Raw genomic sequence first — 24020 nt, 5'->3', positions numbered from 1 at the left:
GCTGCGAGTGCGCTTACTGCGATGGGGCCTTCGTGCCTCCGCCGTACTTCGCCGATTAGGTTCGTCTCGGAACCCGTACGCCGGGAGAGAACCGCGGCCAAGGTCACTGGGCACTCGCCCGATATGAGCAGGTGCGCTGCGCGAGCCGACACCCCGAGAACTCCAGCGCGCCCCCGCACCCAAATGGTGGATGCCCAACCTCAGATTGCCAGCTGCTTCGATTCGATGTTGACATCTGATGATCCGCGGCATCAGCGATTGCGGTCGCTCGTCAGCCGGGCATTCACTCCCGCGGTGCTGGCGACGGTGCTTGAGTTAATCAGTCTGCGAGCGAGGTCCCGAGTATCGGCGATGCTCAGGGGCCATCCCAACCGTGTCAGCGATTTCGTGAACGAAGTGGCTGGCCCACTGCCACTGCAAGTCTGTGCGACATGATGGGCATCCCCGAGCCCGATTACCGTCGAATTGTTAACCGGACGAACGTTGTCATGGGTTTCGGTGATCCGGACATACCCGATGACATCGGCGAGGTACGCACGGCAACCAAGAATCTCGCTGAGTACGGCCAAGTACTCTCTCAGAACCGCGGAGCCACAGGCAGGACGATTTGACGACAAGTCTGTTCAATGCGCAGGTCGCCGGTGCGCGACTGACCTCTGCAGAGATCGCCTCGTCCTTCATCCTGCTGGTTATCGCGGGCACCGAGACTTCGCGCAACGCACTGAGCCGCGGCTTGGTTGCGCTGAGCCGATTTTCAGACGAGCGGCAACTGTGCTGGGACGACGCGATCGGGTACGACCGAACCGCAGTGAAGCCATACTACGGTGGTCCTCTCCCGTGCAATATATGCGCCGTACCTTGACGCGTGATGTCGATCTCGGTGGCGTCAACATGTCGAAAGGGCAAAAGGGCACCATGTGGTTCGTTTCCGCCAACCGCGATGACACAACACTCCTGGACGCATGGACGTTCGATCTCCGTCGTCATCCCAAACCCCACTTCGCCTGCAGTACCGGCGGACCTCCCCTCTGTCTCGGTGCCGGCTTAGCGCGTCGAGAGATCAGCGCGATGTTCGAGGAGTTGCATCGCAAGACACCAGACATCGCCCCGGTCGGCGAGCCAGTGCCGTTGCTATTAGCGTCATGCACAGCATCAAGCATCTGCCCGTGGCGTGGTGGGCAGCTGACCACTATGAACCAGCGACGCCGAGGCTTTGAGATCCAGACTGCCCGAGCGCTGCCAAGCCGTCAGGAGGGCCACCACGATGGACGGAGTTAGGCAGCCGTCAGACGTGATCATCATCGGGGCAGGACCTGCGGGTCTCGCTGTCGCCCGGGAGCTCGATCATCGCCATGGCATCCAGGCCTTAGTCGTTGATCGCGCGCCGGCACCTGTCATTTCCTGGCGGCAGAGCTACGACAACTTTCGGCTCAACACGAGCGCGTTCTTGTCGCATCTGCCGGGTCAGCGCATCTCGTCGACCGCCGGCCGCTGGCCTACCAAAGACGACATGATCCGCTACTACGACTCCTACGTTCAACAGCAGAACATCTCAATCAAGTTGTGTTGCAACGTCGACTATATCGACCGCATGGACGGCGGATGGCGAATAAGTACGACGCTGGCTGACATGGCGAGCCGCGTGGTCGTGCTCGCCACGGGTAACCACCGCACACCGACGGTTCCCACTTGGCCGGGGATCGCGACGTACGAAGGCGCGCTCGTACATTCCGGTGATTTCACAAACGCATCGCCCTACCGCGGTAAAGACGTCCTCGTGGTGGGAGCGGGTAATTCCGCCGCCGACATCGCAGTACAACTCGCCGATGGCGGCGTGAACCGGATCTGGATGGCGGTACGTACGCCGCCACACCTGGTTCGGCGCGCCATCGGACCGGTTCCGTGTGACATCCTCCTCGAATTGTCCGCCCGCTTGCCGGCGAGCGCTATCGACCCACTGATCAGCTACCTCAACAAACTAATGGTCGGAGACCTCACCGCCGACGGCTTCAGGCAGCCCCCCTCGGCTTAAGAGCGACCATGGAACAGCGGGGACGGATCCCAACGGTGGCCGACGATCTGGTCACCGTAGTCCGGGCCGGGCGCATCGAGGTCGTCGCCGCTGTGAAAGCCGTCCGGTCCGACAAGGTGCTGCTCGCTGACGGTAACTCAGTAATGCCTGACGTCATGATTGCCGCCACGGGGTTCAGCACAGACCTCTACGGTCTCGTACGCCACCTTGGTGTCCTTGACAAGTACGGCAATCCACGAGGCGGCTTCGCCTCGCACCTCGAAGCAGGAATGTTTGCAATTGGATACGGCGTACCCCCCCGCGGTCCACTGCGCGCAATCCGCCTCGCTGCCACGCCATTGGCGCGCCAGATCGCTGCGTACCTGACGAAAACATCGCATACCACCCCAGAATCTTGAGGAACCGCCGACCGGTGGACCGACGTGGGCCAGCAGCGACTACTTCCTGAGACTTCGCGAGAACTCGTGCCTGAGCCTACTTTCGACCGGACTCTGTCAGGCATGCAAATTGCATTCTCCTAGCGACGCCCAACCTCCTGGGGCCTTGGCACGCCCACGCAGAACTGGAGCAGAGCAGGGCATTGTAGCGTGCGGTCTACGTAGAGTGGAGCAAGGACCAATGTCTGTGAATGCCCCTGGGAGGGTGCACCTTTCCGAGGATCATCACCATGGATTTGCGTAGTCGATCAAGCCCGACGTTGGCACGCCGCGTCGACCACCGGGCCCTACAGCGAGCCGATCCTGCGCACCAGCGAGGGAATCCCGTAGGCAGCTCCCGAGGAAGCACCCGTCCAATACTCAAGCAACTGTGAGAGAAAGACATCGCGAATCTCCAGCGTGTGCTGCCCACGATGGACAAGGCACGCGATCACGACTGATCGCTGGCTGACCCAGTCCACCCCCCGGGCCACCCATCTATCGAATGCTGGCAACATGCGCTGCGGCTCCTGGGCCCACGTCTCACTTCTACGTACCATATGGACATTCACTAGGTGGATATGAACACAAAGGTCTTCGGCCCATGTTTCAGTTCTATGTGACGATATTCGTTCTACTCCGGGCATTTGGCATGACGGGTCGGCATGGCGCGGCGCCAGCCGACGCCTGGAGCACCTCGGCCATATCGCCCATGTACCGACTCCATGACCAAGACGCCCCACCGGATGTCGGGTAACGCAGGTCGCGGAATCGCTAATTGGCCGCATCGTCGAGCGCGCAATCTACGTGACATTGTGTTGGTCGCCAGAGCGGCAAAGTGGCCATCTCGAACGCGGTAGAGATCATCCCTGACCGCGTACAACGCCGGGTGTATCTGAGCGGTTGAGTCCTCCAGGACCGCGAGTCCATCCTGGAGATGGTGCAAGTCGAACCGTGAACTGTTCTCGGGCAAGGCAGCTCAATCACCAGACGGCGCCGTGCGGGTGCATTTCGACGTACGGCAGAGCAACTTCATCAAAGGAGTCGACGAAGCCACGACGAAAGCAGTCTTCGATCAGCTAGTACCAGACTCATACTCGTACCTCATCGAACGAGCGCAATTCACTACCTTCCACCACCTGACGACACCGAGAGCTACATCCTGCCCACCGAGTACATCACCGTGCCCCAGGACGACGAATGGGGCCAGCATCCAGCGGATGACCAGCCGGCTCGGCGAGCACCGCTTTCTCGAGATGTCGGGCAGCCACGAGCTCATGTTTACCAACCCCCACGAATTGGCCGACAAGATCGTCGAGGCCTGTATCGACTAACGACGTTTTCGATGGCACAGCCGGACCGTGGCGTCGCAATTTGAGTGCTACCAGCGACCTCATTGAGTCACCGTTACGCGCGAGCTCAACGACAGCCACGCCACCCTCCTGCGTCAGCGGCATGCCCGCCGACGATGAGTCGCCCCAATCACTCGCCCGATGGGGCGCGCCGTCAACACAGACCTCGGTCGCCTTCGCCCGCAGTGATGCCATGTTCGATAAGCCAACCGCACGAGACCGGCCACCGACATCGCACTCGGCAAATTCGGCTGAGTCGGCGGCAACTCCGGTCGCCTGACCGATTCGATCATGAGTTGGCGTCAGCATCGACCTATGCCGGGGGCGCGAGATAGATGTCCTTTGGTCACGCATTGGCCGCACCCTCGAATCACCGGAGAGCTGACGAGGCAGCCTCCAGTGGGGGTGGATCGCCTTAAAGGTGATGAATCACAGGACTGCTACCGCACGGTGCGCCGCGTCTACTGCTGACCGCGCGCTTGTGCACCACCATGCGGGCGCTTTCGTGGCATGGTTAAAAATCAGGCGAGTGGAAACGTCGGCCTGGGCACGAACAGCTTCCTGGCCTAGGCTCCTGAACCCCGTCCGCCCCAGTTCGTCTGTCAACCGCGCTGCTTGACTCATTACGGATTTTCGCTTCATCGCATGAGGGCGCCCGTTCGCTCGTTCCACAGGCCGCATACCACACCGGAGAAGATTCCAGAAGCTATGCCACACGTCGCTTCTCTGATAATCAACACCAAAATGTATCGAGCACTCTCGCTCCGCCCGGTTGCAGCGAGCTAGCGTCGGCGTCCGCCGGAAAGGGGTGCGTAACCCGGCACGCCGAGCAACCTGTGTAAGCAGGCCGTCCAATGCTGCAGCCGACCGAAGGTTTTGTCTATTGTGGACAGTGTCTGACCACAGGTTCGATGGCGCGCCAAGTCGATGTCAATTGACAGCGTCGATGTACTCCGGCGACAACCGGAGGGCGGTCACAGAATGCATACCCTGGAGGGGTATAGAAATTGAATGAGTGGACTGGGCCCTCGTGTCCGTGCGGCATCGAAGCTGACTATCGCTCATGCTGCGAGCCGTTGCACCACGGTCAGCGAGAGGCCGGATCGGCGGAGGAACTGATGCGATCGAGGTATTCGGCTCATACCCGGGGTCACACGGACTACTTGCTCCGAACGTGGCATCCGCGCACACGGCCAGACGATGTCGCGGTTGACGTAGGCATTACCTGGACTGGTCTGCAGGTGATGGACGTCGTCGCCGGAGGCGCGGAGGATGATTGTGGCGTGGTGGAATTCACTGCACGATTCGAGTCCGCAGGCCGCGAAAGTTGCAGGCACGAGCGCAGTCGTTTCGAGCGCCGTGGGCGTCGCTGGTTTTATGTCGACGACGCCTTAACGGCACGATAGCATCGTTACTCATACTGCGTATTACCGTAGGGTGGACCGAAACTTTAATCATCGTGTGGTCGGTCAACATTGATGACGCCCCGCCCACGGTGCTCGGCTGCTGACAGAATCAAATGTAGATTTGCTCCCGAACGCATGTGCGTCACGGGTGTGGAGATATCACCTGTACAGACTTGGGGCGGCTGACCCACGAGGCCTCATCGACATGACTTTCCCTGCTGTGCAGTTTGATAACGCCGATTCTGTCGCGCCGCCGCTCCGTCGGTGAGCGGACCTGAACGCCGCCGCGGTCCTCTCCTCGGTTATGAACCTCCGAGTTCGACCACGACAATCGAGTAGCTCGTTGATCTGGGGAGCTGCCCGATGCCCTCTTGGGGTGCGCCGTCCACTGCGTCGACAACCCCCGGCCGGTGCTCTAGGCGGCTGCCACGCCTGGACAGATCATCTCCACAGGACGTCGAAATACTCCGCACCTATCACCTGCCGTGCAGCTGAGTATGCCTGGTGCTGTGAACCTTAACGGTAACCAGACTTCGGTTTGCAAAGCAAACGGCAGCGGCCCTGCTGCCAGCGCCGTCACCCTGATCTGCCAGTCCGGCCGCATCCGGAAGATCAACGAACTGGGTATCCGCGACCCCGGCGCGCATCTACCGATGCAGCGCGACAGTCTGTTCCGCGTTCCCTCGATATCCAAACCGGTGGTCGTCGCCGCGGCCATGGCCTTTGTCGACCACGGCAAGCTGGCCTTAAGCGCCAGGTGGATACTCGAACTGTCGGACTGCGGGTGTAGCTCGATCCGGTCGGTTCGCCGGAGGCCACCGAGCCCCATGGCCGGCCCATCACGATCGAAGGTCTGATGACACACCGCGGCGGGCTGGCCTCCGAATTCTCGGTGACCGGTCCAATCAGCGCCGCATATAGCAGGCTGGAGGCCAACAAGAACAGGAGCAGTGGCTAGCCGGCCGGCTGAGCTGCCATCGGTCCACCAACCCGGTTAGCGCGTGACCCACAGCCACGCGACATGAGGTGTGCCCCGGAACTTCCTCATAGAGAGCACACCATTCACGTTGGAGAACGGACTGCTCACCGGCATCCGCAAATTGGCCCACCCCCCAACTCAAGGTGCACTATGGCCCCGCGCCCGAACAGATGTACAGCGATCTAGCCGGCCAGGCCGAGGTCTTGTGCGACCTTCGCCACGACGCCGGGCAGTACCGTGGGCGCAGCCGCCACCTCCATGGCCGAAGCCGCGATCGATGAATGTCGCGAGGGCATCATCGATTCGCTGTCCGGGGTGCCGGGGAGTCCGCCAGCTGACGAGAAGTGGAGTCATCTGTGTGCACTCGTATCCTTCATGCAGGTGCGGGCTAGAGGGTCAAGCCGAATCGGCTCACACCCTGCCGCCTCTCAAGGAACCCCCTCGGAACTAATATCCGGGGCGCCCGCACCTGCACCTCATGCTGAGAGCGCACCATAGTTGGCGATCAGCGCACCCCGGCACCCGCAAGATCCGCCGCATCCTCGCCCACCGCTGTCATCCATCCACCTCGGGCCCGGAGTGCTCACAGTGTTGCGAGAGCCTTCTCGTAGTAGGACAGATCGACGTATTTGGCGGCCGGGCCTGGCGCCGCCCCGGTCCACTGCGCCCGCAGCCGCAGAACATTATCGAAGCCGGGACCGTCGAGTTGCGCGTCTCGCGCCAGTCCGTCGACGGGATCGACGGCCACGTTGTAGGTCGCGGCCGCCACATCGGTAGGCAGGTGGAGGCCGTCGGCGAGCATGCGAATCGTTTCATCCCGGTTGTTCGAGTCGATGACGTAGCGCAGCCCTTCGATGTACGCCTGAATGTACTTCACCAGCGTATCGGGATGCGCTGCCGCCCAGGAACGTTGCACGATCCCCGCTGTCGCCTGATAGGGGCCGATGAGCGTGACCGCTGCACCCAGGTCCTTGCGCCCGCTGTGTTCGGCGGTGAAAACATACGGCGGATTAATTACAGTCGCCTTGTCCCCGGTGTTCTGCTCGATGTCGTCAAGCCGCTTGAAGGCGGCGCCGACCGACTTGACTTGGTAGTCGCCCTTGTTGAGGCCGTTACGCGCGAGAATCTCGTAAAGCTCGAACGCGTATGCTGTATCGGGCGCATCGACGATCACGGTCTTACCGCGCAAGTCGCTGATCGTGTTGACGTCGGACTGCGCAATCAGCCGGTTGAACCCATTGTCGCCACCCATCACCACAGCGATATCGACCTTCGCGACTTCCGCCATGGCGACACCGTTGTCAACCCCACTGTGGATGATCTGATAAGCGCCGTCAGCCAACCCGATGCGCTGCTCGTCAGACGACGGCGCGACCTTCAGGTCAACCGACAGACCGCGTTTGGTGAAGAAACCTTTCTGCTGCGCCGCGAACAACGGCAGGTTCTGCATACCCTGAAACACACTCACCGTCAGCGGTGTCTCAGCGGCGCGCGCCGGCACCCCCAGCGTTATCAACGCCGTCGTGATAGCCAGCGTTTTACAGATGGAGACGCTGTTGAACCCATTCATTCTGCGGGGATTTGTGGCAGATGTTGACATCGAGGCTCCTTATGCAGTCGCGGGGTCGAGTCGGGACTGCCGCGTAGTAGTGCCTGCCGCTGCGGGGGCTTCCAGAAGTTGTTCGGCAGGATGTGGTTTCAGAGTTTATGGCCAGCGATCCCGCCGACACCAGGCGTTATTGCTCGAACGCAGAAACTGTGACGTGAACGCGCCGGGAAGGCGACCGCCGCCGAAAGGGTGAACAATCCGACTGCCGCGACGCTCGCGACCGCATTCCTGCCTGCCGTCCTGCGATTCCGATCAAGCACGCCAATCGTCCTCTCTCCCTTCCGATCCAGCCTCGTTTCAGACGGACTTCGTCGTCCCGTAGTACGCGACCACGTCGTCGGTGTTGTCGGTCGAGCTCGTCACGGTGGCGTACGAGCGGATGAGCGACGGCCCTGCGCACTGGTCGGTCTTGATCCGGACGCCGGGGCTCTCGGCCAGCCGACCCGCCATCACCGACCCGAGGAGCCCGTCCCCCAGACGATGAAGTCGTAGTCGGCTCGCAACTGCGAGGTCAGAGGGCTTTGGTTTGCACGTAGCCGTTCTGCTCGATCCATCGGCGAATCCGCCTTACCCCGACATCAAAGGTCACCGTGGCCTCCGGTCTCCTGTAACGATGTGATCGTAGCGTTGATATGTTACCAACGCGGCTGTTAGATCGTCCGTGGCCATGGTGGCGGGCTTGGCCGGCGGAGCTCTCGTAACCGCAATTTGAGGTTAGTCACCTTTGGCCAGCCCCATTTACATGGATTAGATTTCGCAGTCTGACGTTCACGAAACGTGGTACAGCGACCCAATGACTCTGGGCCATCGACCGGACCCCGTGAACTGGTCCCCGCGATCTGTACCCGGGAGGTCAGATGCCCCGCATGCGGGTGATACGTACAACCGGTCGATCTCGTTCCTTCCTGCGGCAATGCAGCCTCGAGGACAGCAATCGCGGGTCCATGCTCGGTCGGTTGGTCTGCCCCACCGCAAGCGCAATTCATAGCTCAACCCGCTGGGTGCGTGTCCTCTGGCGGCCATCACCATAGTTCGCCGGTCGTTCGACAACGGCACGTAGCTCCGTGCTTTCGATTGACGTCTGCAACTATTGCGGAGGAAGTTGTGCGCCTCTGTGTCCCGGCCTTCTGCAGACAAGGCGTTTGTCGCTCCGCGGCCTCCAACTACTCGACCGGCGAGCCGGCCCTGCGCCCACTGCAGAAGCAGATCTGATCCATCCGTGAAGTACCGACCGCGCCCGCGAGAACGCGTTAGCCGAGGCAGGCCTCGACGATCGTGTCGGCCAACCCACGAGGGTTCGTGAACATGACCTCATGGCTGCCCGGTATCTCGAGAAACCGGTGCTCGCCGAGGCGGCTAGTCATGCGCGGATGCCAGCCCCACTCGTCGTCCCGAGGCAGGGTGATGTCCTCGGTAGGCAGGATGTAGCTCTTCGGCACCGTCAAGCTGTGGAAGGTGGTGAATTTCGCCCGCTCGGCCAGGTATGAGTACGGCTCCGGCACCAGTTGCTCGAAGGCCGCCTTCGCCCTGGCTTCGTCGGCGTCGTTGATGAAGTTGCGCCGCCATATATCGAATGGCACCTCGACGGTGTGGTCGGGCGATTCTGCCGCCATGCCAGCGAATATTTCGCGGTAATGTGGCGGTGCCATGTCGAGGATGGACTCGCCGTCCTGGAGGACCCAACCGCTGAGATATACAAGTCGCTGCACCCGGTCAGCGATGGTCTCAACCGCTTTCGAGATGGCCACGCCGCCGCCGCTGTGGCCCACCAGCACAATGTCTCGTAGGTCGCGTGCGACGACGTAGCCGGTGACCGTTTCTGCGGCCTCCCGGTACCCGACATTCGCCGTAATGCCCCGGCGATGGCCCGGTAGCGTCGGCGCGTGGGCGACATGGCCAAGTTGTTCGAGGCGTCGGCAGACGCCGTTCCAGGCCGACTCGTCGTGCCAGTTTCCATGCAGCAGCACGAATATCGTCACATCAACTGACCAACGCCGAGAACGCGTCGCCTCATCCGCACCTAGACGAACGATCGGCGACTCGCCGATGCGATGCCCTCAGATTCTCTGGACGATGGACAGGCCTTCGAGCGCGCCGATCCAATCCACCGCAACTCCTTAAGCATACAGCCGTCGACGCCGGCACATAGGCACACACGCACTATCGACTCATCATCAATTCCACAAGCCATCCCGGAACTCGGATGCGGTTTGTCTCTTGTCCCCCCAACGGATTGTTCTGAACTCGCGCCAACGCCTTCTCCTCGCGTAGACGGTGAGGACACGCCATCATGCCAGTACAGCCGTTTTGAGTTCTCTTTCGTCGCCGCGAGTTGCTCATCGAGCAGCTTGCCGCACCTCCTCGGGTCGATGCCATGGTCAGCCATCTCTTCGGGATCCCGACCTATGTCAAGACCGACCAACAATCGGCCTTCGGCGATATCGTCAACGCTGGCGACTTCCTATGCCGTCTGAACGTGTCCCGTTGAACCAGCAGAAGCATGCCGGTCCCGACAAGCGGTGGTCACGACTTTCAATGATCGGCGACGCGTATTGGTCAGAGCAAGCCGAGCCACTTCAGTTTGGTGATGAAATGGACGATCGCCGGCGAGGTGACATGGAGAATGTCTCACCTCGTTGGCATATCGAGGGCACCGAAGGCGCTGCGGTAAGGGGCCGCATCATCGAGGAACTTTTGGTCGCGCGTGAGGTCGCCGGCGTGCACCTCGGTAGCACTCCAACCATGCACGGTGTCATCGGTCGGCCGTCTGGCTCCCCCGCCGCGCTGGGCGTCGATGTAAGCAGCGATCGACGCGAGAGGGCTGGCCGGACTGACGATGACGCCGACCGGTACATCGACCTCGAAGACTTCCCGTAGCAGACTGCTGAAGGTCAATGCCGACAACGAATCTCCACCGAGATCGGTGAAGGCTGCGTCGGCTGCAACATCCCTGGACGCGGCACCGAGGAGAACGGCCGCCGCCCGGCTTACGGTCTCGACCGCAGACCGGTCAACCCCGTCGTTGCGCAGCTCACATAGCGCCGCGGCCTGGCCGTCGCCCAAGTCCGTGTAGAGCTGCGCCAGCGCGGGTCCGTAGTGTTCCTTCAGCTTGGGCCGGGCCAGCTTGCGGATTCCGGTCAGCAGACCGTTCTCCAACGTGAACGGTGTTGTCTCGACGATGAAATCATCTGGGATCTCATAGGATCGCAGTCGATCATCTCGCGCCACGGTCCGCAGCGCATCGGTCAGGACAGGTTTGACGGCGTCCAGGTCACCACCCACGGCGGCCAACACGTCGTCCGTCGGGACGATAACGGCCAGCAGATACAGGCTGGCACTCTCGCCGTAAACGAATATCTGACGCACCGCCGGGTGAGCGCCGTAGGCGGCCTCCAGCTTGGAGAAACTTACGAACTCGCCCTGCGACAGCTTAAGCACGTTGTTGCGGCGGTCTAGGTAGATCAGCTGATCGGGGGCGATCTCGGCCATCACGTCGCCGGTGTGGTGCCAGCCATCGGCATCGAACAGCTCGGCGGTGAGCTCGGGCCGCTTGTAATAGCCCGGAATCAAATTAGATGACTTGATCAACAATTCACCACGGGGATGCGGAAGGTCGGTGCCGAGGTACCCCATTTCCGGCACATCGACCAATTTGTACTCGATCACCCTCGGACGCTCGATCTTTCCGTCGACCAGCACAACGCCGTTCTCCGTTGTTGCGTAGATCTCCAACAGTGGGATGTCGAGGAACTGCTCGACCCAGGAACGCAGTTCCGCAGAGACCGGCGTGGACGTTGTCGTCGACGAGAAGTGCCGTCCACCTATGCGGTTTATGCGCTGTTTGGTCATCACCCGCGCCTCGATGGACTCGCGGTTGGCGCCGTTCAGGGTGTGCTTATCCGTTTCCCGCTGCACCTCGTGAAATAGCATCTCCCAGACACGAGGGACGAGATGGAGCTGGGTCGGACGTATCAGAGCGAGGTCGTCCAGAGTCGTCGACAGGTCACTACGTGCAGTGAAGTAGGCCGTGCCGCCGGCGCCTAGAGTGGAATACACAAAGAAGCGACCCATGACATGGCTGATTGGCATGACGTTCAAAGTGATGGCTGGCATCGTGCGGTCGGTGTCCCACTCGGGGACCATCCACCGGCGCCACCCATTGGTCATCAGACGGTCGGTGTACATCGCCCCCGTCGGGCTACCCGTGCGGTCGGAGGTGTAAATCAGCACTCGCAGGGTGTCGCGGTCGGCGGGAGCGATCTGCAAGCCGTCTGTCGATTGAGCATGTTGCGCGATGACGTCATCCAGCGTCTCGACGCTGACCTCTAGGTCGGTCAGACGCGCAGCAGCGGACTCGAACGCCTCACGGTGGTCATCGATCTGAGAGTGGTAATCGAAGACCACCACTCGCCTGGGTGTGTAGACGGCGATTACGAGTTCGACGGCGTCATCGAGGTGGTCGACGCTGGACAGGATCGCCACCGGCTCAGTCTCTAGCAGAATCGGAGTCAGATGGTCCAGCGGTGCACTTGCCTGCAGCGGAACCGCCACAGCTCCGGTCAACGACAGGGCCAAGTCCACCACGGCATAGTCCACACTGGTGAAACCGAGCGTTGCGACGCGGTCGCCAGGCCCCACCGGGTTTTCGGTGAGCGCGTCAGCCAGAGCGCATACACGGATCCATGTCTCGCGGTATGTCAGTGTGTCGAATCGAGGCTCTAATCGCGCAACGGTGCGACCGGCAGCATTCGTGACGAATTCGACGGCGCGTCTGCCCAGCGCGGGACGGTCGGCATAACCGTTCATCACGGTGCGCATAACCTCCGTGAGCAGTGCGCCGGGATCGTCGAGTTGGGCAGTGATCACCGGATCAGGGCATGCGGCGAGAAGTTCCGTGTCGCACGAGGTCAACATGTCGAATCGACGTAAGAGCCGCGCTTCGCGAGAGTTCATTGGAGCTGACATGCCGATCTCCTCTGACCATCAGTTGTCCTGTTGCACGCACTACCGCGCTGTGCGAGCTTTCGTGTGACGGCGAGAACAACGATCCGAAACGTTTCTTGTAACTTGGTATCGCCGTTCACCTTCGGTGGTATCAGTGCTAACGCTCCGACCGCCGAACATCTTCCCGCGGCCCGCGTTGCCAGCGCTCCGTGGCCGCCAGTCACTGTTGCCAGGACCTACCGACCAGTCCGGGGGTACGGCCAGTCCAGAGTTATCACCCTGCGAGCGGATGGATGGTGCCACGTCACACCACATTGGGCGTCTTGCGCACTGGCTGAGGAGTTCCCATGTCACGACATCTGCAATCTGTCGGGATGTACGCCCGAGGCGTCGGCCGACTATGGTCGGCGGGTTCGCATTGGCGGGTGAAAGTGACCGCTTTTACGCGCCTGTAAAGTCGCGGCAGGCGCACCCTGATGCCGTTTTTGTGCTCTGCCATAAGCATCGGAACCTCCCTTGGACGCGGCTCACACTGGATTCGCCGTAGTCCCGATCGGTTTCCTCATCGAAATCCTCGTCGCTAACGACGTCGGATGGGCCAGCATGGGTCAGATCGTGCAAGGTGTGACCACCGGCGCGGCAACGACACCTGCACCGCAGCGCTGCCAGGCTCGCGCCGATGAAACGGAAAGGCTGCGCACGATTCTCGGTAGCGCTAGCCCGACCGACGGCGCTGCTGCTAGCTCCTTACTTGCCGGCGTCGCAATTCGGCTGACGCCACCTGTGATCGCATCGTCTGCAACGTCCTGATCGTGGTCGCAACTCCACGACCAGAACATCACACGTCTGGCGCGAGCGATCCCCGGGTGTGATGAAACGCTGTGATGTTACCCACAATCAGATGAATTTTGCTATGCAGCGTTGTTATTTCGATAGGGATCGACTATCGAACTCTTAGCATTGCCGCTGAAACTATTGCAGATCGAGGTTCACAATCGTGGTAGAAGCAAATACACAAACATTCTCCTTCGCCCAACTCGGCGAGGATACTTTATCTGATGAGCAGTTCGTTGCAGCGTACAACGGCACGATGCCGCCTGGAATGCGGCTCATGAACGCGAAAATGCTGTCGGCGGCAGCCAACCGCGGTGAGGTGGTGCTGAGCTACGAGCTCGACGACAGGTTCGTCAACGTGGCTGGTTTCATTAGCGGGGGTTATATCGCGCAGGCTCTCGATCAAGCCGCGACAGCGGCCGCTACGCTGGTTAGTAGCAAAGCGGCACCAACTGTCGAGTTCAAAACCAGTTTTCTCAGAGCCGCGCGGTCGGGACTGCTTGTGGTGACTGGGGCCGTTGTCCAAGTCGGCAAGTCAATTGCATTTACCGAGGCGAAAGCGGTAGATAGCAAGGAACGACTGCTAGCTACGGCGACCGTGACGTCGCAATTGATATCCGCAGCGGTGCTTGTAGAAAAGAATAAGACTGGTGGCGAAAGCGAGGGGTCTGATAAAAAAGGGATCCAGGTCCTGTCGTAGTGGCTCCGCAGGACTGCGGCCTCGCGGTCGACGGTGACGAGTTAGTCGTAGCGGGCGCTGCGCCCGGTGGACCGCCGAAAAATTGTTGGGCATGGACACCTGCGGGAGCTAGCTTCCTAAGCGCTGCAAAGAGTCTGCCCGAACGATGTGGTCATGGTCGACATCCCGCCGGGCTCCCCGTAGCGCAACGGCTACATCGAATCGTTCAACAAGCGAATCAACAAGGAGCCCTGGGAACGGGCGGCCACCTATGTGTGGCACGGCACCGACCCAGGGCCTACTTTGAGTGCGACCTTGGTGTCGGCGACTTCGACTGTCCTGTCACTTGGGCGGTGTCGCCACTACCAGGCGGCAGAACTCTGTCAACACGGTGGGCTAGTCGATGAAACCTTCCGTCTGCGGCGCCATCGAGTGCGCTGATTATGACCAGTCACTAACGCGCCCAGAGCAGGATTGAGTTTTCATTGCTGCCTGTGGTTTTCGAAGCCCTTTTCTTTGATGCTTCCGCTCTGGGCGTGGACCTGTGCTCTAAGAAATGCATCAGAAGCTGCTGCCCGGCTCGCCCCAGATTCCGACTATGCGCGGTGCTCGGATGCGCAATTCCTCGATCTCGTGCCGGAAAGAGCTGGCGTAGAGCCATTGCCGCGATGCTCCGGCAGCCGCTACGCGGTTCATGTTGATCGGCTGCCCTGCGTGTCGGCGTGCCCTGCTCGCGACTCCAGAAACACCGACCGCGAGTATGCCCGTAAGAGCGAACGCCGCAATCGTTCCCGATTGCCCCGTCCCTAGCGCTTGGTGACGCACCACGGCCAGATCGTCGCGGGCACGAGCAGGATCGACCAGAACACACTCCATGCAATCATTCTGGCAAGACCCGACCATAGGCCAGCCAATTGATCCTTCCAGCGCTTCGACTTAGCACATGGGTGTTCCCGCAGGTCACTCTTGCGATTCGCACCTCTGATCCCGCCGAGGGCCCGACGACCCTTTCTTAGGTGGTAGTGAATCATTTTGTTCAGCGGACGCCGCCGAAAACGCCGAACGCCACCCAGCGGGTTCAGGAGACGCCATGGGCGCCCATCTGCTGAGTACGCTTAGCCCGGACGAGGGTTGGTATGAGGCACCGGGACGTATCACGGTGAGACTTTGCGGAGAACACGGCTGCCGGCGGAACCGCGGCGTGTTTGGCGTGCGGCCGAGTTGGTGTGGTTATGCTGCTGTGGTTTGCGCGTGATGCGTATTGCGTAGGTATCCGCGAGATGTTGCAACGTCGATTAGCAGTTCGCGCAGGTGGTGGCGTGCGCGGTGAAGGCGCGACATCACGGTTCCGAGTGGCCAATTCATGATTTCTGCAATGTCTTTGTATCGCAGGCCCTCGACGTCGGCGTAATAGACAACGATCCGTTGCTCAACCGGTAGGCATTGGAGGGCGGCGACGATTTCGTCATCAGCCATCCTCAGCAGCGCCTGTAGCTCGGCCGAACGCAACTCGATGGGCGAGTGCGCGGCATCGGCCATCAGCTGTGCGTCGGTCACCCCGTCTGCCAGGACTTCGAGAGGGCGGCGCTGCTTGGTTCGGTACGAGTTGATCCAGGTGTTCGTCATGATGCGGTACAACCACGCTTTGACGTTGGTCCCTTCACGGAATCGGTCGAACCCGGCGTAGGCCTTGAGCATCGTCTCTTGTACGAGGTCTTCGGCGTCGGCGTGGCTGGTGGTGTACCTGCGGGCGGCGCGGTACAGCTGGTCCAGTAGCGGCAGTGTGGCCTGTTCGAAGCGGACCCTGAGGTCCTCGGCCGTCGAGCCGTCTTGTGGGTGGGCCGGTGAAGTGTTTACGGGTGGAACCATTTTCGTCACCTCTCGGGCGTTGTATGTAGGGACTACCTATATGCCACCAGGATCGAACTATCATGTCCAATGAGTACTTCTGATCGACGTCATCTACATATGGGATAGGAGGCGAGTTGTGGAACTGAGGCAGCTGGAATACTTCATCGCGGTGGCAGGCGAGATGAACTTTTCGCGGGCCGCGCAGCGGGCCCATGTGGTGCAGTCGGCACTGTCAACATCTGTCGCCAAGCTCGAAAAGGAGCTGGGGGTAGATCTTTTCGACCGCTCACGCCAACAGATCAGAATCACCCCGGCGGGAGAGTTGTTCCTCGACCACGCTCGCCAGGTCATCCACGCAGCGCGCCTGGCAAAGGAGGCACTGAACGTCTATCGCGGCGAACTCACAGGCAACGTCGATTTCGGATCGATTGTCTCGTTCGGCAGACTCGACGTGCCCAGGGCACTGGGAGACTTCCACCGTGCCTACCCGTTGGTGCGAATCAGGATGCGAAATGCACTACTTGGATCCTCCACACATCTGTCTGCAGTCGCCGATGGATCTCTCGACATGGCATTGGTGTCCGCGCCGGACCGGTTTCCGCCGAGCATCGACATGCGACTGCTTTCGCAAGAGGAAATGGTGTTCGTCTGCCGGCCCGATCACGCTCTGGCTAAGCACGACGCCGTCCGGATCGCCGCGCTAGCGGAGGAAGAACTCATCCAATTTCCCAAGGGGTACGGGCTTCGCCGATTATTGGACGAGGCTTTCGCCGCCGCGGGAATCGCTCCTAACACGTCCTACGAGATGACCGCCGAGTACAACGTGGTAGCAGATTTAGTGCGCAACGGATTGGGGACGACGTTCATGCCAGAAACAGATGCGGGCCGTTTCCCCGATCTACGTGCCATCCAAGTTCAGCCGGCGGTGCACTGGCCGATCTATCTCGCATCGTTGCAGCCGGACCGCTTGGGCCCAATCAGTGCGCGCCTAGCCGAGTCGATAATCGCCCTGACTCAATAGGGCGAGTGCACGTCATCGTGAAACTCCGGCTGACCACCGGCCGCCGGAAGGATTCGGTCGCTCGCCCACGTCAGCAGTGCCAGCAGGCTCAGGCCTACCCCAAGGATGCAAACAGCCCCCCAGCCCTTGGTGCTATACACAACAGTCGCAGCGATCGCACCGCCGCCCGTGCCGACGGCGAAGTAAACCGTGTTCCCACCGATGAGTTGACTACTGGCGGACGGGTCGATCTCGACGATGAGGTGTTGGTTGGTGACGCTGATGGCCTGTCCGGCCAGGTTCAGGATCACGATGCCGATGATCAGCACGATCAATGAGTTCGGCAGGCAGGCAATCGGTATCCAGGACACGGTGAACAGACCCAGCGAGATACCGGTGACCCACTGGGCTCGTCCCCTGTCGGCCAGGGAACCGGCGCGGGCGGCGCCGACCGCGCCTGCCGCGCCGACCAGCCCGAACAGTCCCACCTCGGCGGTGGATAAATGCCACGGTGAGGATGTCAGTGGCAGCGCTATCGAGCCCCAGAGCGCGCCGAACCCACCAAAGACGAGCAGCGTGATGAGGGCGCGAACGCGAAACACGCGTTCGCGAATCGTCAACCTGACAACTGAGGTGACCAGTCGGCCGTAAGAAACGGCAGGTCGCGGCACCTCGGACGGTAGCCACCGGGCCAGCACGAGCGCAAGCACCAGCATAACGATCGCCGAGAACACGTACACCGCCCGCCAATCCAGGATATCGGCGAGGACTCCGGAAACGGTCCGAGCCAGCAGGACACCGAAAACGACTCCGCTGGTGACGATTCCGATGACACGTCCTCTCATGCCCGGTGTGCTCAGTGCGGCCGCGTAGGCATTGATGACCTGCTGCACCACCGATGCCACACCGACACCGCCGCTGGCGATCAGGAAGATCTGCGAATTCGATGATACGGCCACAGCGACGAGAGCGGCTGCTGCGATGACGCACCCGCCGACAATGAGCAGCCTGCGGTTGAGGAGATCACCGAGGGGCACGATCAAAATCAACCCCAGGAAGTAGCCGGCCTGGGTCACAGTGGTTACGAGACCCAGACCGGCAGGCCCAACCCCGAGGTCATGCCCGATTTGATCCAGTAGCGGCTGAGCGTAGTAGATATTGGCGACCGCCACCCCGGACGCGATGGCCAGCAGAACCGCGAGGCCAATGGTCATCGGGGCCGGCTGTGTGTCGGTCGCTGCGGGACCCTGACTAGAGGGAGAGGAGGACATCATTAGGCAGGTCCAGGAGCGCTTTGCCGTAGACCTCGTTGCTGATGGCGGGCAGCAGTGAGACATGGCGCGCGCCAACGTTCGCGTCCTGCCAGATCCGTTGCAGCGGACTGGCGTCGACCAATCCCGATGATCCGTGCACATTCAGCAAGATATTGATCGCTTCCACCACCTGGCCGGCGGCCCGGCTCGCGTCCGCGCGGGCACGGGCACGAGCGGGGAATGACGGCTGGACTCCTCGCACGGCATGCTCATCGAGGTCATCGGCGGCGCGCCGCGCATGCATGTACGCGGTATCGATCAGGAGCGCAGCCTCTCCCAATTGCATCTGGAGGCTAGCCGAATCCGCCTGCCGACTGAACACCGTCCCAGCTATTCGCTTCGAGCCGGCCGCTTCACATACATAGTCGAGCGCCGCTCTGCCGAGCCCGAGGAGCGGGCCAACCAAGCCCAGCGTGTGGGTGGCGTAGAACCCGCTGCGGTACACGATCTCGTCTTTATGTTCCGTCGGGTAGTCACCGGCGTCCAGCCGTGCTCGAGCAACCACACGATGCGGCGGAATGAAAGCGTCGTCGACAATCAGGGTGTTGCTTCCTGACCCCCTCATCCCCGCCGTGAACCACGTGTCGACCACCGAGTAGTCGGCAGCCGGGATCGGCGCCACTGCCGTCTCGACGACCGCACCACTCGGGTCGACGATGTTGAAACCGAGTACCGCCCACTGGGCGTGTAGCGATCCCGACACATACCCCCATCGGCCAGACAGCCGCAGTCCGCCGTCAACCTCAACCGCGGTGCCAGTCGGCGGCAACGAACCACACACCAAGGTGTCGGGGTGGGCGCCGAATACTTCGTCTTGCACTCGTGTCGGGAACAACCCGATGTCCCAGGCCGAGTGGTTCATAAGCGACACCACCCACGCCGCTGCACCGTCACCGTGGGCGACCGCCGACACCACCTCCAGACAAGTACGCAGACCCGCTTCGTATCCACCGTATCGACGGGGCAACATGACCTTGAACAGTCCCGCTTTCGTCAGCGCGGCGATGCTCGCATCGGGGATCCGCCGGTCATCCGCACCTTGCCGAGCGTTGTCAGCCAGAAGAGGCCGAAGCCCTTCGGCGCTGTCAACCAGCACAGATCGATCAGCAGTCAATTGAGGTGCCGCCTCCGAATAACGGTAGTCCCAAGTTCGCTCTGCCACAGAGACGTTGTCATCCCTCATGTTATCCGTCGTCATACGTACAAACTATCCGCAAATCAGCCTGCCGTCATCGTGCCAATTGCTCTTGAAATCCTTGGGCCACCTGTGTTCGACATCTTCGAACGCCATGTCAGAGGCTATTTTCGAGCATCACACAGCCGACACCACCTCGAATTAATTCCCGAGATGGAACCCATCTGCATTGGAGATTGCATGCGGTCCGGATACCTCTCTACTGCGGAGTTTTTGACATAGCGCAGAATGGATATCGGTACGTGCCGTGATAGAAATAGTTCGTGAGCGTGTATCACCACCTTGACGAATTCCTTGCGCTGCCACGGACATCAGGCTTGGCGGCCTCCTATGACGGCGGTCGCGTAGTGGCCACCATTGATGAGATCAACGAGGAAGGGACCGAATACATCCGGGCCATATGGGAGATCGACCCCGATGGGCACCACCCCCCACGTCGACTGACCGAAGCCGTCGCCGTGGAGTCGTCACCGTCGTTCACCTCACATGGTGAACTGCTCTTCCTCGCAGCCGGATCCAATACCGTCGGCGACAAATCGCCGACAATGACGTGGTTGTTACCGGCAAGCGGAGGTCATGCAGTAAGTGTTGCGTCCGCACTCAGCGGAGTCACCGCAGTTGTCACGGCACGTGAGGCACCCGTTGCGGTCCTCTGTGCGCCGATGCTGCCGTCGGCTGACAACCTCGAGTCGGGCCGCCGTTGGCGTGAAATGCGTGAAAGCGGTGGGGTGACAGCGATTCTCCACACCGGTTACCCGGTCCGCCACCGAGAGGCAGACCTTGGGCCCGAGGAACCGCACCTGTTTGCCGTCAGACTCTCGGCTGCCGGGCAACCGGCATCTGCCGAGGTGGTGGAACTCACCCCACGGCCAGGATCAAGTCTGCGGGAATCCGCATTCGACGTGAGTGCAGACGGCCAGTTCGTTGTCACGTCATGGCGAGTAGCCGCCGCGGGTCTCACTCATCGCACCGTTCTGGTTCGCATCGAACTGGCCACGCAGGAGCGATGGGTTATCGCCGATGAACCAGATGCTGACCTGTGTTCGCCTGTGATTTCACCGGATTGCTCGGCGGTTGCCTACATCCGGACGACCCACGCGACCGCGTCAGTTGCTTGCCGCATCACGGTCGGCATACTGCGGTTCGATAAACCTCCGGTCGGTGTCGCCAGCGACTGGGACCGGTGGCCCAAATCGCTAATCTGGGCGCCGGATGGTTCCGCACTGATTGTGACGGCAGATGATAACGGGCGTTGTCCCGTATGGAGAATTGACGTAAACACCGGTAAGCCGACCACCGTCGCATCCGGCAATTTTGCCTATAGCGATGTCGTCGCCGCGCCCGACGGCGTGATCTATGCGCTGCGCAGTTCGTGTTCACAACCACCCCATCCGGTGCGTATCGATGGAGATCAAGACATCACCGTGCTGCCGTGTGCAGACGCTCCCGCTCCTCCTGGGGTGTTGACGGAAATCAACGCCGTATCGAGCGACGGTGCCCAATTGCGCTCGTGGCTGGCGCTGCCGGATGGTGATGGTGCGAAGCCACTGGTGTTGTGGGTCCACGGCGGTCCCCGCGATAGTTGGAATAGCTGGTCGTGGGAATGCAATCCATGGCTACTGGCGGCACAGGGTTATGCCGTGCTGCTCCCCGACCCCGCGTTGTCAACAGGATACGGGCAGCAGTTTATTCAACGGGGTTGGGGCGCTTGGGGTGCCAGAACGTTCAGCGACCTGATGGCGATCACGGATGTGGCAGTGGCCGAGTCGCGCATCGACGGAACACGTACTGCCCTCATAGGAGGGTCCTTTGGCGGCTACATGGCCAACTGGGCGGCTGGTCATACCAACCGGTTTGCTGCGATTGTCTCCCACGCTGGAATATGGGCTCTGGATCAGTTTCGTCCCACGACCGACACCGCCTCGTACTGGCAACGTGAAATCACTCCGGAATTCACGTCGGTGAATTCGCCGCACCGGTTTGTCGGCCAGATCAGGACACCGATGCTGATCATCCACGGCAACAGGGATTATCTGGTACCGGTCGACGAAGCGATGCGGATGTGGTTCGAATTGCTGACTGAGTCGGCTCTGCCCGCAGCGGAAGACGGGACCAGCCCGCACCGATTCCTGTACTTCCCGTCCGAAAGTCATTGGGTACGTTCGCCCCAGCACGCAAGGATCTGGTACCAGGTGATCATCGCCTTCCTAGCCGAGCATGTCCTAGGTGAACGGATCGAAATGCCGATGACGCTCGGAAGGACCGCTACGGAGATGCCCCCTGCCGTTTTGCGATGAGATCGCAACACGTTGAAGCCCAGTACTATTCACCAACTACCCCGGGAGATACTCGATGAAGGTCAAGACTGTGATGATGTCCGTGATTGTGGGTTCTGCATTATCTATGATCAGTGTTCCGCATGCCGGGGCGGGTGGGACCAGTCCGCTGCAGGCGCTCGTCGATGCCGCGGCGCAACGCTTGGAGACGGCAGATCCAGTCGCGGCCTCGAAGTTCCGTACCGGTGGGCAGGTCGATGATCCCCAGCGGGAACAACAGGTGATCGATGCCGTCACGGCCGATGCCACGTCCGCGCGCGTCGACGCCGGCTACGTGCACGATGTCTTCCGCAACCAGATTGACGCCACAGATTCGGTGGAACATAGCCGTTTTGCACAGTGGAAACTCGATCCCGCATCTGCTCCGGCGTCCGCCCCCGACCTGTCGGCATCGCGGGACATCATCGACAAGCTGAATCACAGCATCGTCGGCGAGATCGCCAAGCAATGGTCCGCGCTGCACTCACCGTCGTGCCCTGCCGACCTCGACGCCGCCGTCCAAGCCGTGGCGCAGGTAAGGAATCTCGACCCCGTCTATCGCCAGGCCCTGGCCTACGCAACACACTCGTACTGCCGGTAGCGCCCCACCAACACGACCGGCAGCACGAGCGCGACCATCAGGCCGCCCTGATCCCCGCCGCAAGCTCTCCAATGGCCCACATCGATTCCCGCTGCATCTCCGGCCCGAAGGTGATCCGCGTGACACCCAATTCTGCCAGCTCGGCCACCGAGTCCCTAGAGGCCTTGGCTGCCATGTTGAGCGGACCAGTGATCCCTTCCTGCAGCGCCGGGAGCACCTCAAGTGGCGCCAACAGCGGATAAACACAATCAGCGCCGGCGTCCACATACAGGCGAGCACGTTCGATCGCTTCTGTCGGATCGCCGTTGCCGAACAGGAAGGTGTCAACCCGCGCATTGATGAATACAGCGTCACCCGCCTCGGCGCGCACCTCGGCGAGGAAGTCGGCGTGCTGGCGGGGATCTTTGAGCTGCCCGTGCTCACTGTCCTCCAGATTGCAGCCCACAGCGCCCGTCTCCGTGAGCCGTCCGATCAACTCCCGTGGACTCAGACCGTAACCGTGTTCAATGTCCGCGGAGACCGGCACCGACACTGCGCGGACAATCCGCCCGACCGCGGCGAACATCTCCTCGGGCGGCGTCGATCCGTCTTCATAGCCGAGTGACGCGGCGATGCCCATGCTCGGAGTCGCCAGCGCGGGATAGCCCGCGTCGGCCAGAGCGTGGGCACTTCCAGCGTCCCACGGGCTGGCCAGCACGAGCGGCTGACCTGTCACGCGATCTTGATGCAGAGCACGAAAGGTGGATGCGGCGGTCATTCGGTTCAACGTTCCTTCGCGGTATCGAGCGATGATATGGGTGACGATGGTCTGGACCGGTCGATCGAGGGGCTAGGAGCCTGGCGTGTAGTGCCCCGGAACCATCCGAGTCGAGACTCCGAATCGATTCCACGCGTTGATCATCGTGATCGCGCCGATCAGGTAGGCCATTTCTGTGTCGCTGAATTGCTCTGCAGATCTTGCGTATACGTCATCCGGAACACCGGCGTGAGTAAGCACAGTGATCGCCTCCGTCAGCTCGATGGCTGCGATCTCCTTAGCGGTGTAGAAATGCTTCGACTCACGCCACCCATCGAGCTGGATGATCCTGTCGACCGACTCACCGGCCGCCAGCGCATCTTTGGTGTGCATATCGATGCAGAAGGCGCATCTGTTGACCTGCGACGAACGGATCTTCACGAGGTGCAGTACATTTGCTTCAACGCCATGCCCGGTTACCGTGTCCAGACGGGCCATCGCTTTGAAAATATCCGGGGCGAGTGTCATCCAGTCCAGACGCTGGCTGTGTTCCGCGACATGTGGGGCGGTTTGTTGCACCTCGTTAGTGGTCATGGATTCAACAATATTCCCGCCTTGGTCCGTTGTAACGGGCCATTTTTAGCCTTATATTCTGGGCCACTTGCAGTTTCCAGCGTGGCAGCTCACAAATCGGACACCATCGCAGACGCATCATGTGTGGCAAGGATGGTTGGGGTGGTCATGAATTGGCGGTCCAC

The 24020-nt window shown here is 61.1% G+C and carries 18 protein-coding genes and 2 pseudogenes; 10 read left to right on the top strand and 10 right to left on the bottom strand.

Annotated elements, in window-relative coordinates:
- The first annotated feature begins 1264 nt into the window (after positions 1-1264).
- From ACVWWN_RS16735 to ACVWWN_RS16715, 5 genes and pseudogenes are all read left to right on the top strand, one after another.
- Complete coding sequence (locus tag ACVWWN_RS16735) at positions 1265-2032, top strand: flavin-containing monooxygenase (protein ID WP_457144873.1); 768 nt, start codon at positions 1265-1267, stop codon at positions 2030-2032.
- A gap of 35 nt (positions 2033-2067) precedes the next feature.
- On the top strand, positions 2068-2430 hold the full coding sequence (locus ACVWWN_RS16730) for a hypothetical protein (RefSeq protein WP_457144872.1): 363 nt from the start codon (positions 2068-2070) through the stop codon (positions 2428-2430).
- Between the two features lie 2377 nt (positions 2431-4807).
- Positions 4808-5206, top strand: coding sequence for a YchJ family protein (locus ACVWWN_RS16725; RefSeq protein WP_457144871.1), 399 nt, complete (start codon positions 4808-4810; stop codon positions 5204-5206).
- Positions 5207-5703: 497 nt separating this feature from the next.
- Positions 5704-6063: a serine hydrolase gene (locus tag ACVWWN_RS16720; RefSeq protein ID WP_457144870.1), complete on the top strand. Its 360-nt coding sequence runs from the start codon at positions 5704-5706 to the stop codon at positions 6061-6063.
- Between the two features lie 171 nt (positions 6064-6234).
- Positions 6235-6418, top strand: a pseudogene (locus ACVWWN_RS16715) (hypothetical protein); the annotation flags it as partial.
- 350 nt (positions 6419-6768) lie between these two features.
- Here the strand turns inward: ACVWWN_RS16715 and ACVWWN_RS16710 are convergent.
- The 3 genes and pseudogenes from ACVWWN_RS16710 to ACVWWN_RS16700 all read right to left on the bottom strand — a co-directional run bounded on the left by ACVWWN_RS16710 (position 6769) and on the right by ACVWWN_RS16700 (position 9773).
- A complete protein-coding gene (locus tag ACVWWN_RS16710; RefSeq protein ID WP_457144869.1) occupies positions 6769-7785 on the bottom strand; it encodes an ABC transporter substrate-binding protein in 1017 nt (338 codons plus the stop codon).
- Between the two features lie 306 nt (positions 7786-8091).
- Positions 8092-8217: pseudogene (locus ACVWWN_RS16705) on the bottom strand (MspA family porin); the annotation flags it as partial.
- An 827-nt stretch (positions 8218-9044) separates the two neighbouring features.
- Positions 9045-9773, bottom strand: a complete 729-nt coding sequence (locus ACVWWN_RS16700) for an alpha/beta fold hydrolase (protein WP_457144868.1) — start codon at positions 9771-9773, stop codon at positions 9045-9047.
- Between the two features lie 353 nt (positions 9774-10126).
- Between ACVWWN_RS16700 and ACVWWN_RS16695 the strand changes: the two genes are divergently transcribed.
- Positions 10127-10282 carry a hypothetical protein gene (locus tag ACVWWN_RS16695; protein ID WP_457144867.1) on the top strand — a complete coding sequence of 52 codons (156 nt, stop codon included), beginning with the start codon at positions 10127-10129 and terminating at the stop codon, positions 10280-10282.
- A 140-nt stretch (positions 10283-10422) separates the two neighbouring features.
- Here the strand turns inward: ACVWWN_RS16695 and ACVWWN_RS16690 are convergent, their stop codons facing one another.
- Positions 10423-12759, bottom strand: a complete 2337-nt coding sequence (locus tag ACVWWN_RS16690) for an AMP-binding protein (RefSeq protein WP_457144866.1) — start codon at positions 12757-12759, stop codon at positions 10423-10425.
- A gap of 976 nt (positions 12760-13735) precedes the next feature.
- Between ACVWWN_RS16690 and ACVWWN_RS16685 the strand changes: the two genes are divergently transcribed.
- Positions 13736-14272, top strand: coding sequence for a PaaI family thioesterase (locus tag ACVWWN_RS16685; protein ID WP_457144865.1), 537 nt, complete (start codon positions 13736-13738; stop codon positions 14270-14272).
- Positions 14273-14812: 540 nt separating this feature from the next.
- On the opposite strand, the gene ACVWWN_RS16680 is transcribed toward ACVWWN_RS16685, so the two are convergent.
- Positions 14813-15127: a hypothetical protein gene (locus ACVWWN_RS16680; protein ID WP_457144864.1), complete on the bottom strand. Its 315-nt coding sequence runs from the start codon at positions 15125-15127 to the stop codon at positions 14813-14815.
- Positions 15128-15481: 354 nt separating this feature from the next.
- Entirely contained in the window at positions 15482-16120 is a 639-nt protein-coding gene (locus ACVWWN_RS16675) for a sigma-70 family RNA polymerase sigma factor (protein WP_457144863.1), read from the bottom strand.
- A gap of 118 nt (positions 16121-16238) precedes the next feature.
- Between ACVWWN_RS16675 and ACVWWN_RS16670 the strand changes: the two genes are divergently transcribed.
- Positions 16239-17123, top strand: a complete 885-nt coding sequence (locus ACVWWN_RS16670) for a LysR family transcriptional regulator (RefSeq protein WP_457144862.1) — start codon at positions 16239-16241, stop codon at positions 17121-17123.
- On the opposite strand, the gene ACVWWN_RS16665 is transcribed toward ACVWWN_RS16670, so the two are convergent.
- Together ACVWWN_RS16665 and ACVWWN_RS16660 are read right to left on the bottom strand one after the other, a co-directional pair.
- A complete protein-coding gene (locus tag ACVWWN_RS16665) occupies positions 17117-18316 on the bottom strand; it encodes an MFS transporter (protein WP_457144861.1) in 1200 nt (399 codons plus the stop codon). The genes ACVWWN_RS16670 and ACVWWN_RS16665 overlap by 7 nt on opposite strands.
- A gap of 37 nt (positions 18317-18353) precedes the next feature.
- Positions 18354-19511: an acyl-CoA dehydrogenase family protein gene (locus tag ACVWWN_RS16660; protein WP_457144860.1), complete on the bottom strand. Its 1158-nt coding sequence runs from the start codon at positions 19509-19511 to the stop codon at positions 18354-18356.
- Between the two features lie 1001 nt (positions 19512-20512).
- Here ACVWWN_RS16660 and ACVWWN_RS16655 point away from each other — a divergent pair.
- Both ACVWWN_RS16655 and ACVWWN_RS16650 read left to right on the top strand, forming a co-directional pair.
- Entirely contained in the window at positions 20513-21907 is a 1395-nt protein-coding gene (locus ACVWWN_RS16655; protein ID WP_457144859.1) for an alpha/beta fold hydrolase, read from the top strand.
- A 73-nt stretch (positions 21908-21980) separates the two neighbouring features.
- Complete coding sequence (locus ACVWWN_RS16650) at positions 21981-22526, top strand: chorismate mutase (protein WP_457149160.1); 546 nt, start codon at positions 21981-21983, stop codon at positions 22524-22526.
- 37 nt (positions 22527-22563) lie between these two features.
- On the opposite strand, the gene ACVWWN_RS16645 is transcribed toward ACVWWN_RS16650, so the two are convergent.
- Together ACVWWN_RS16645 and ACVWWN_RS16640 are read right to left on the bottom strand one after the other, a co-directional pair.
- On the bottom strand, positions 22564-23283 hold the full coding sequence (locus tag ACVWWN_RS16645; RefSeq protein WP_457144858.1) for an isocitrate lyase/PEP mutase family protein: 720 nt from the start codon (positions 23281-23283) through the stop codon (positions 22564-22566).
- Positions 23284-23355: 72 nt separating this feature from the next.
- Positions 23356-23856: a carboxymuconolactone decarboxylase family protein gene (locus ACVWWN_RS16640; RefSeq protein WP_457144857.1), complete on the bottom strand. Its 501-nt coding sequence runs from the start codon at positions 23854-23856 to the stop codon at positions 23356-23358.
- Positions 23857-24020: the final 164 nt, after the last annotated feature.

The sequence above is a fragment of the Mycobacterium sp. URHB0021 genome (assembly GCF_054057895.1).
The sequence above is the reverse complement of the archived record's forward strand: the minus strand, read 5'-3'. Positions and strand labels throughout refer to the sequence as shown.

Excerpts from the sequence above, each read along its gene's own strand:
- ACVWWN_RS16735 (WP_457144873.1), top strand. The coding sequence starts at position 1,265 with ATGGACGGAGTTAGGCAGCCGTCAGACGTGATCATCATCGGGGCAGGA.
- ACVWWN_RS16720 (WP_457144870.1), top strand. The coding sequence starts at position 5,704 with ATGCCTGGTGCTGTGAACCTTAACGGTAACCAGACTTCGGTTTGCAAA.
- ACVWWN_RS16710 (WP_457144869.1), bottom strand. The coding sequence starts at position 7,785 with ATGTCAACATCTGCCACAAATCCCCGCAGAATGAATGGGTTCAACAGC.
- ACVWWN_RS16690 (WP_457144866.1), bottom strand. The coding sequence starts at position 12,759 with ATGTCAGCTCCAATGAACTCTCGCGAAGCGCGGCTCTTACGTCGATTC.
- ACVWWN_RS16680 (WP_457144864.1), bottom strand. The coding sequence starts at position 15,127 with ATGGAGTGTGTTCTGGTCGATCCTGCTCGTGCCCGCGACGATCTGGCC.
- ACVWWN_RS16675 (WP_457144863.1), bottom strand. The coding sequence starts at position 16,120 with ATGGTTCCACCCGTAAACACTTCACCGGCCCACCCACAAGACGGCTCG.
- ACVWWN_RS16665 (WP_457144861.1), bottom strand. The coding sequence starts at position 18,316 with ATGACCATTGGCCTCGCGGTTCTGCTGGCCATCGCGTCCGGGGTGGCG.
- ACVWWN_RS16650 (WP_457149160.1), top strand. The coding sequence starts at position 21,981 with ATGATGTCCGTGATTGTGGGTTCTGCATTATCTATGATCAGTGTTCCG.
- ACVWWN_RS16645 (WP_457144858.1), bottom strand. The coding sequence starts at position 23,283 with ATGACCGCCGCATCCACCTTTCGTGCTCTGCATCAAGATCGCGTGACA.
- ACVWWN_RS16640 (WP_457144857.1), bottom strand. The coding sequence starts at position 23,856 with ATGACCACTAACGAGGTGCAACAAACCGCCCCACATGTCGCGGAACAC.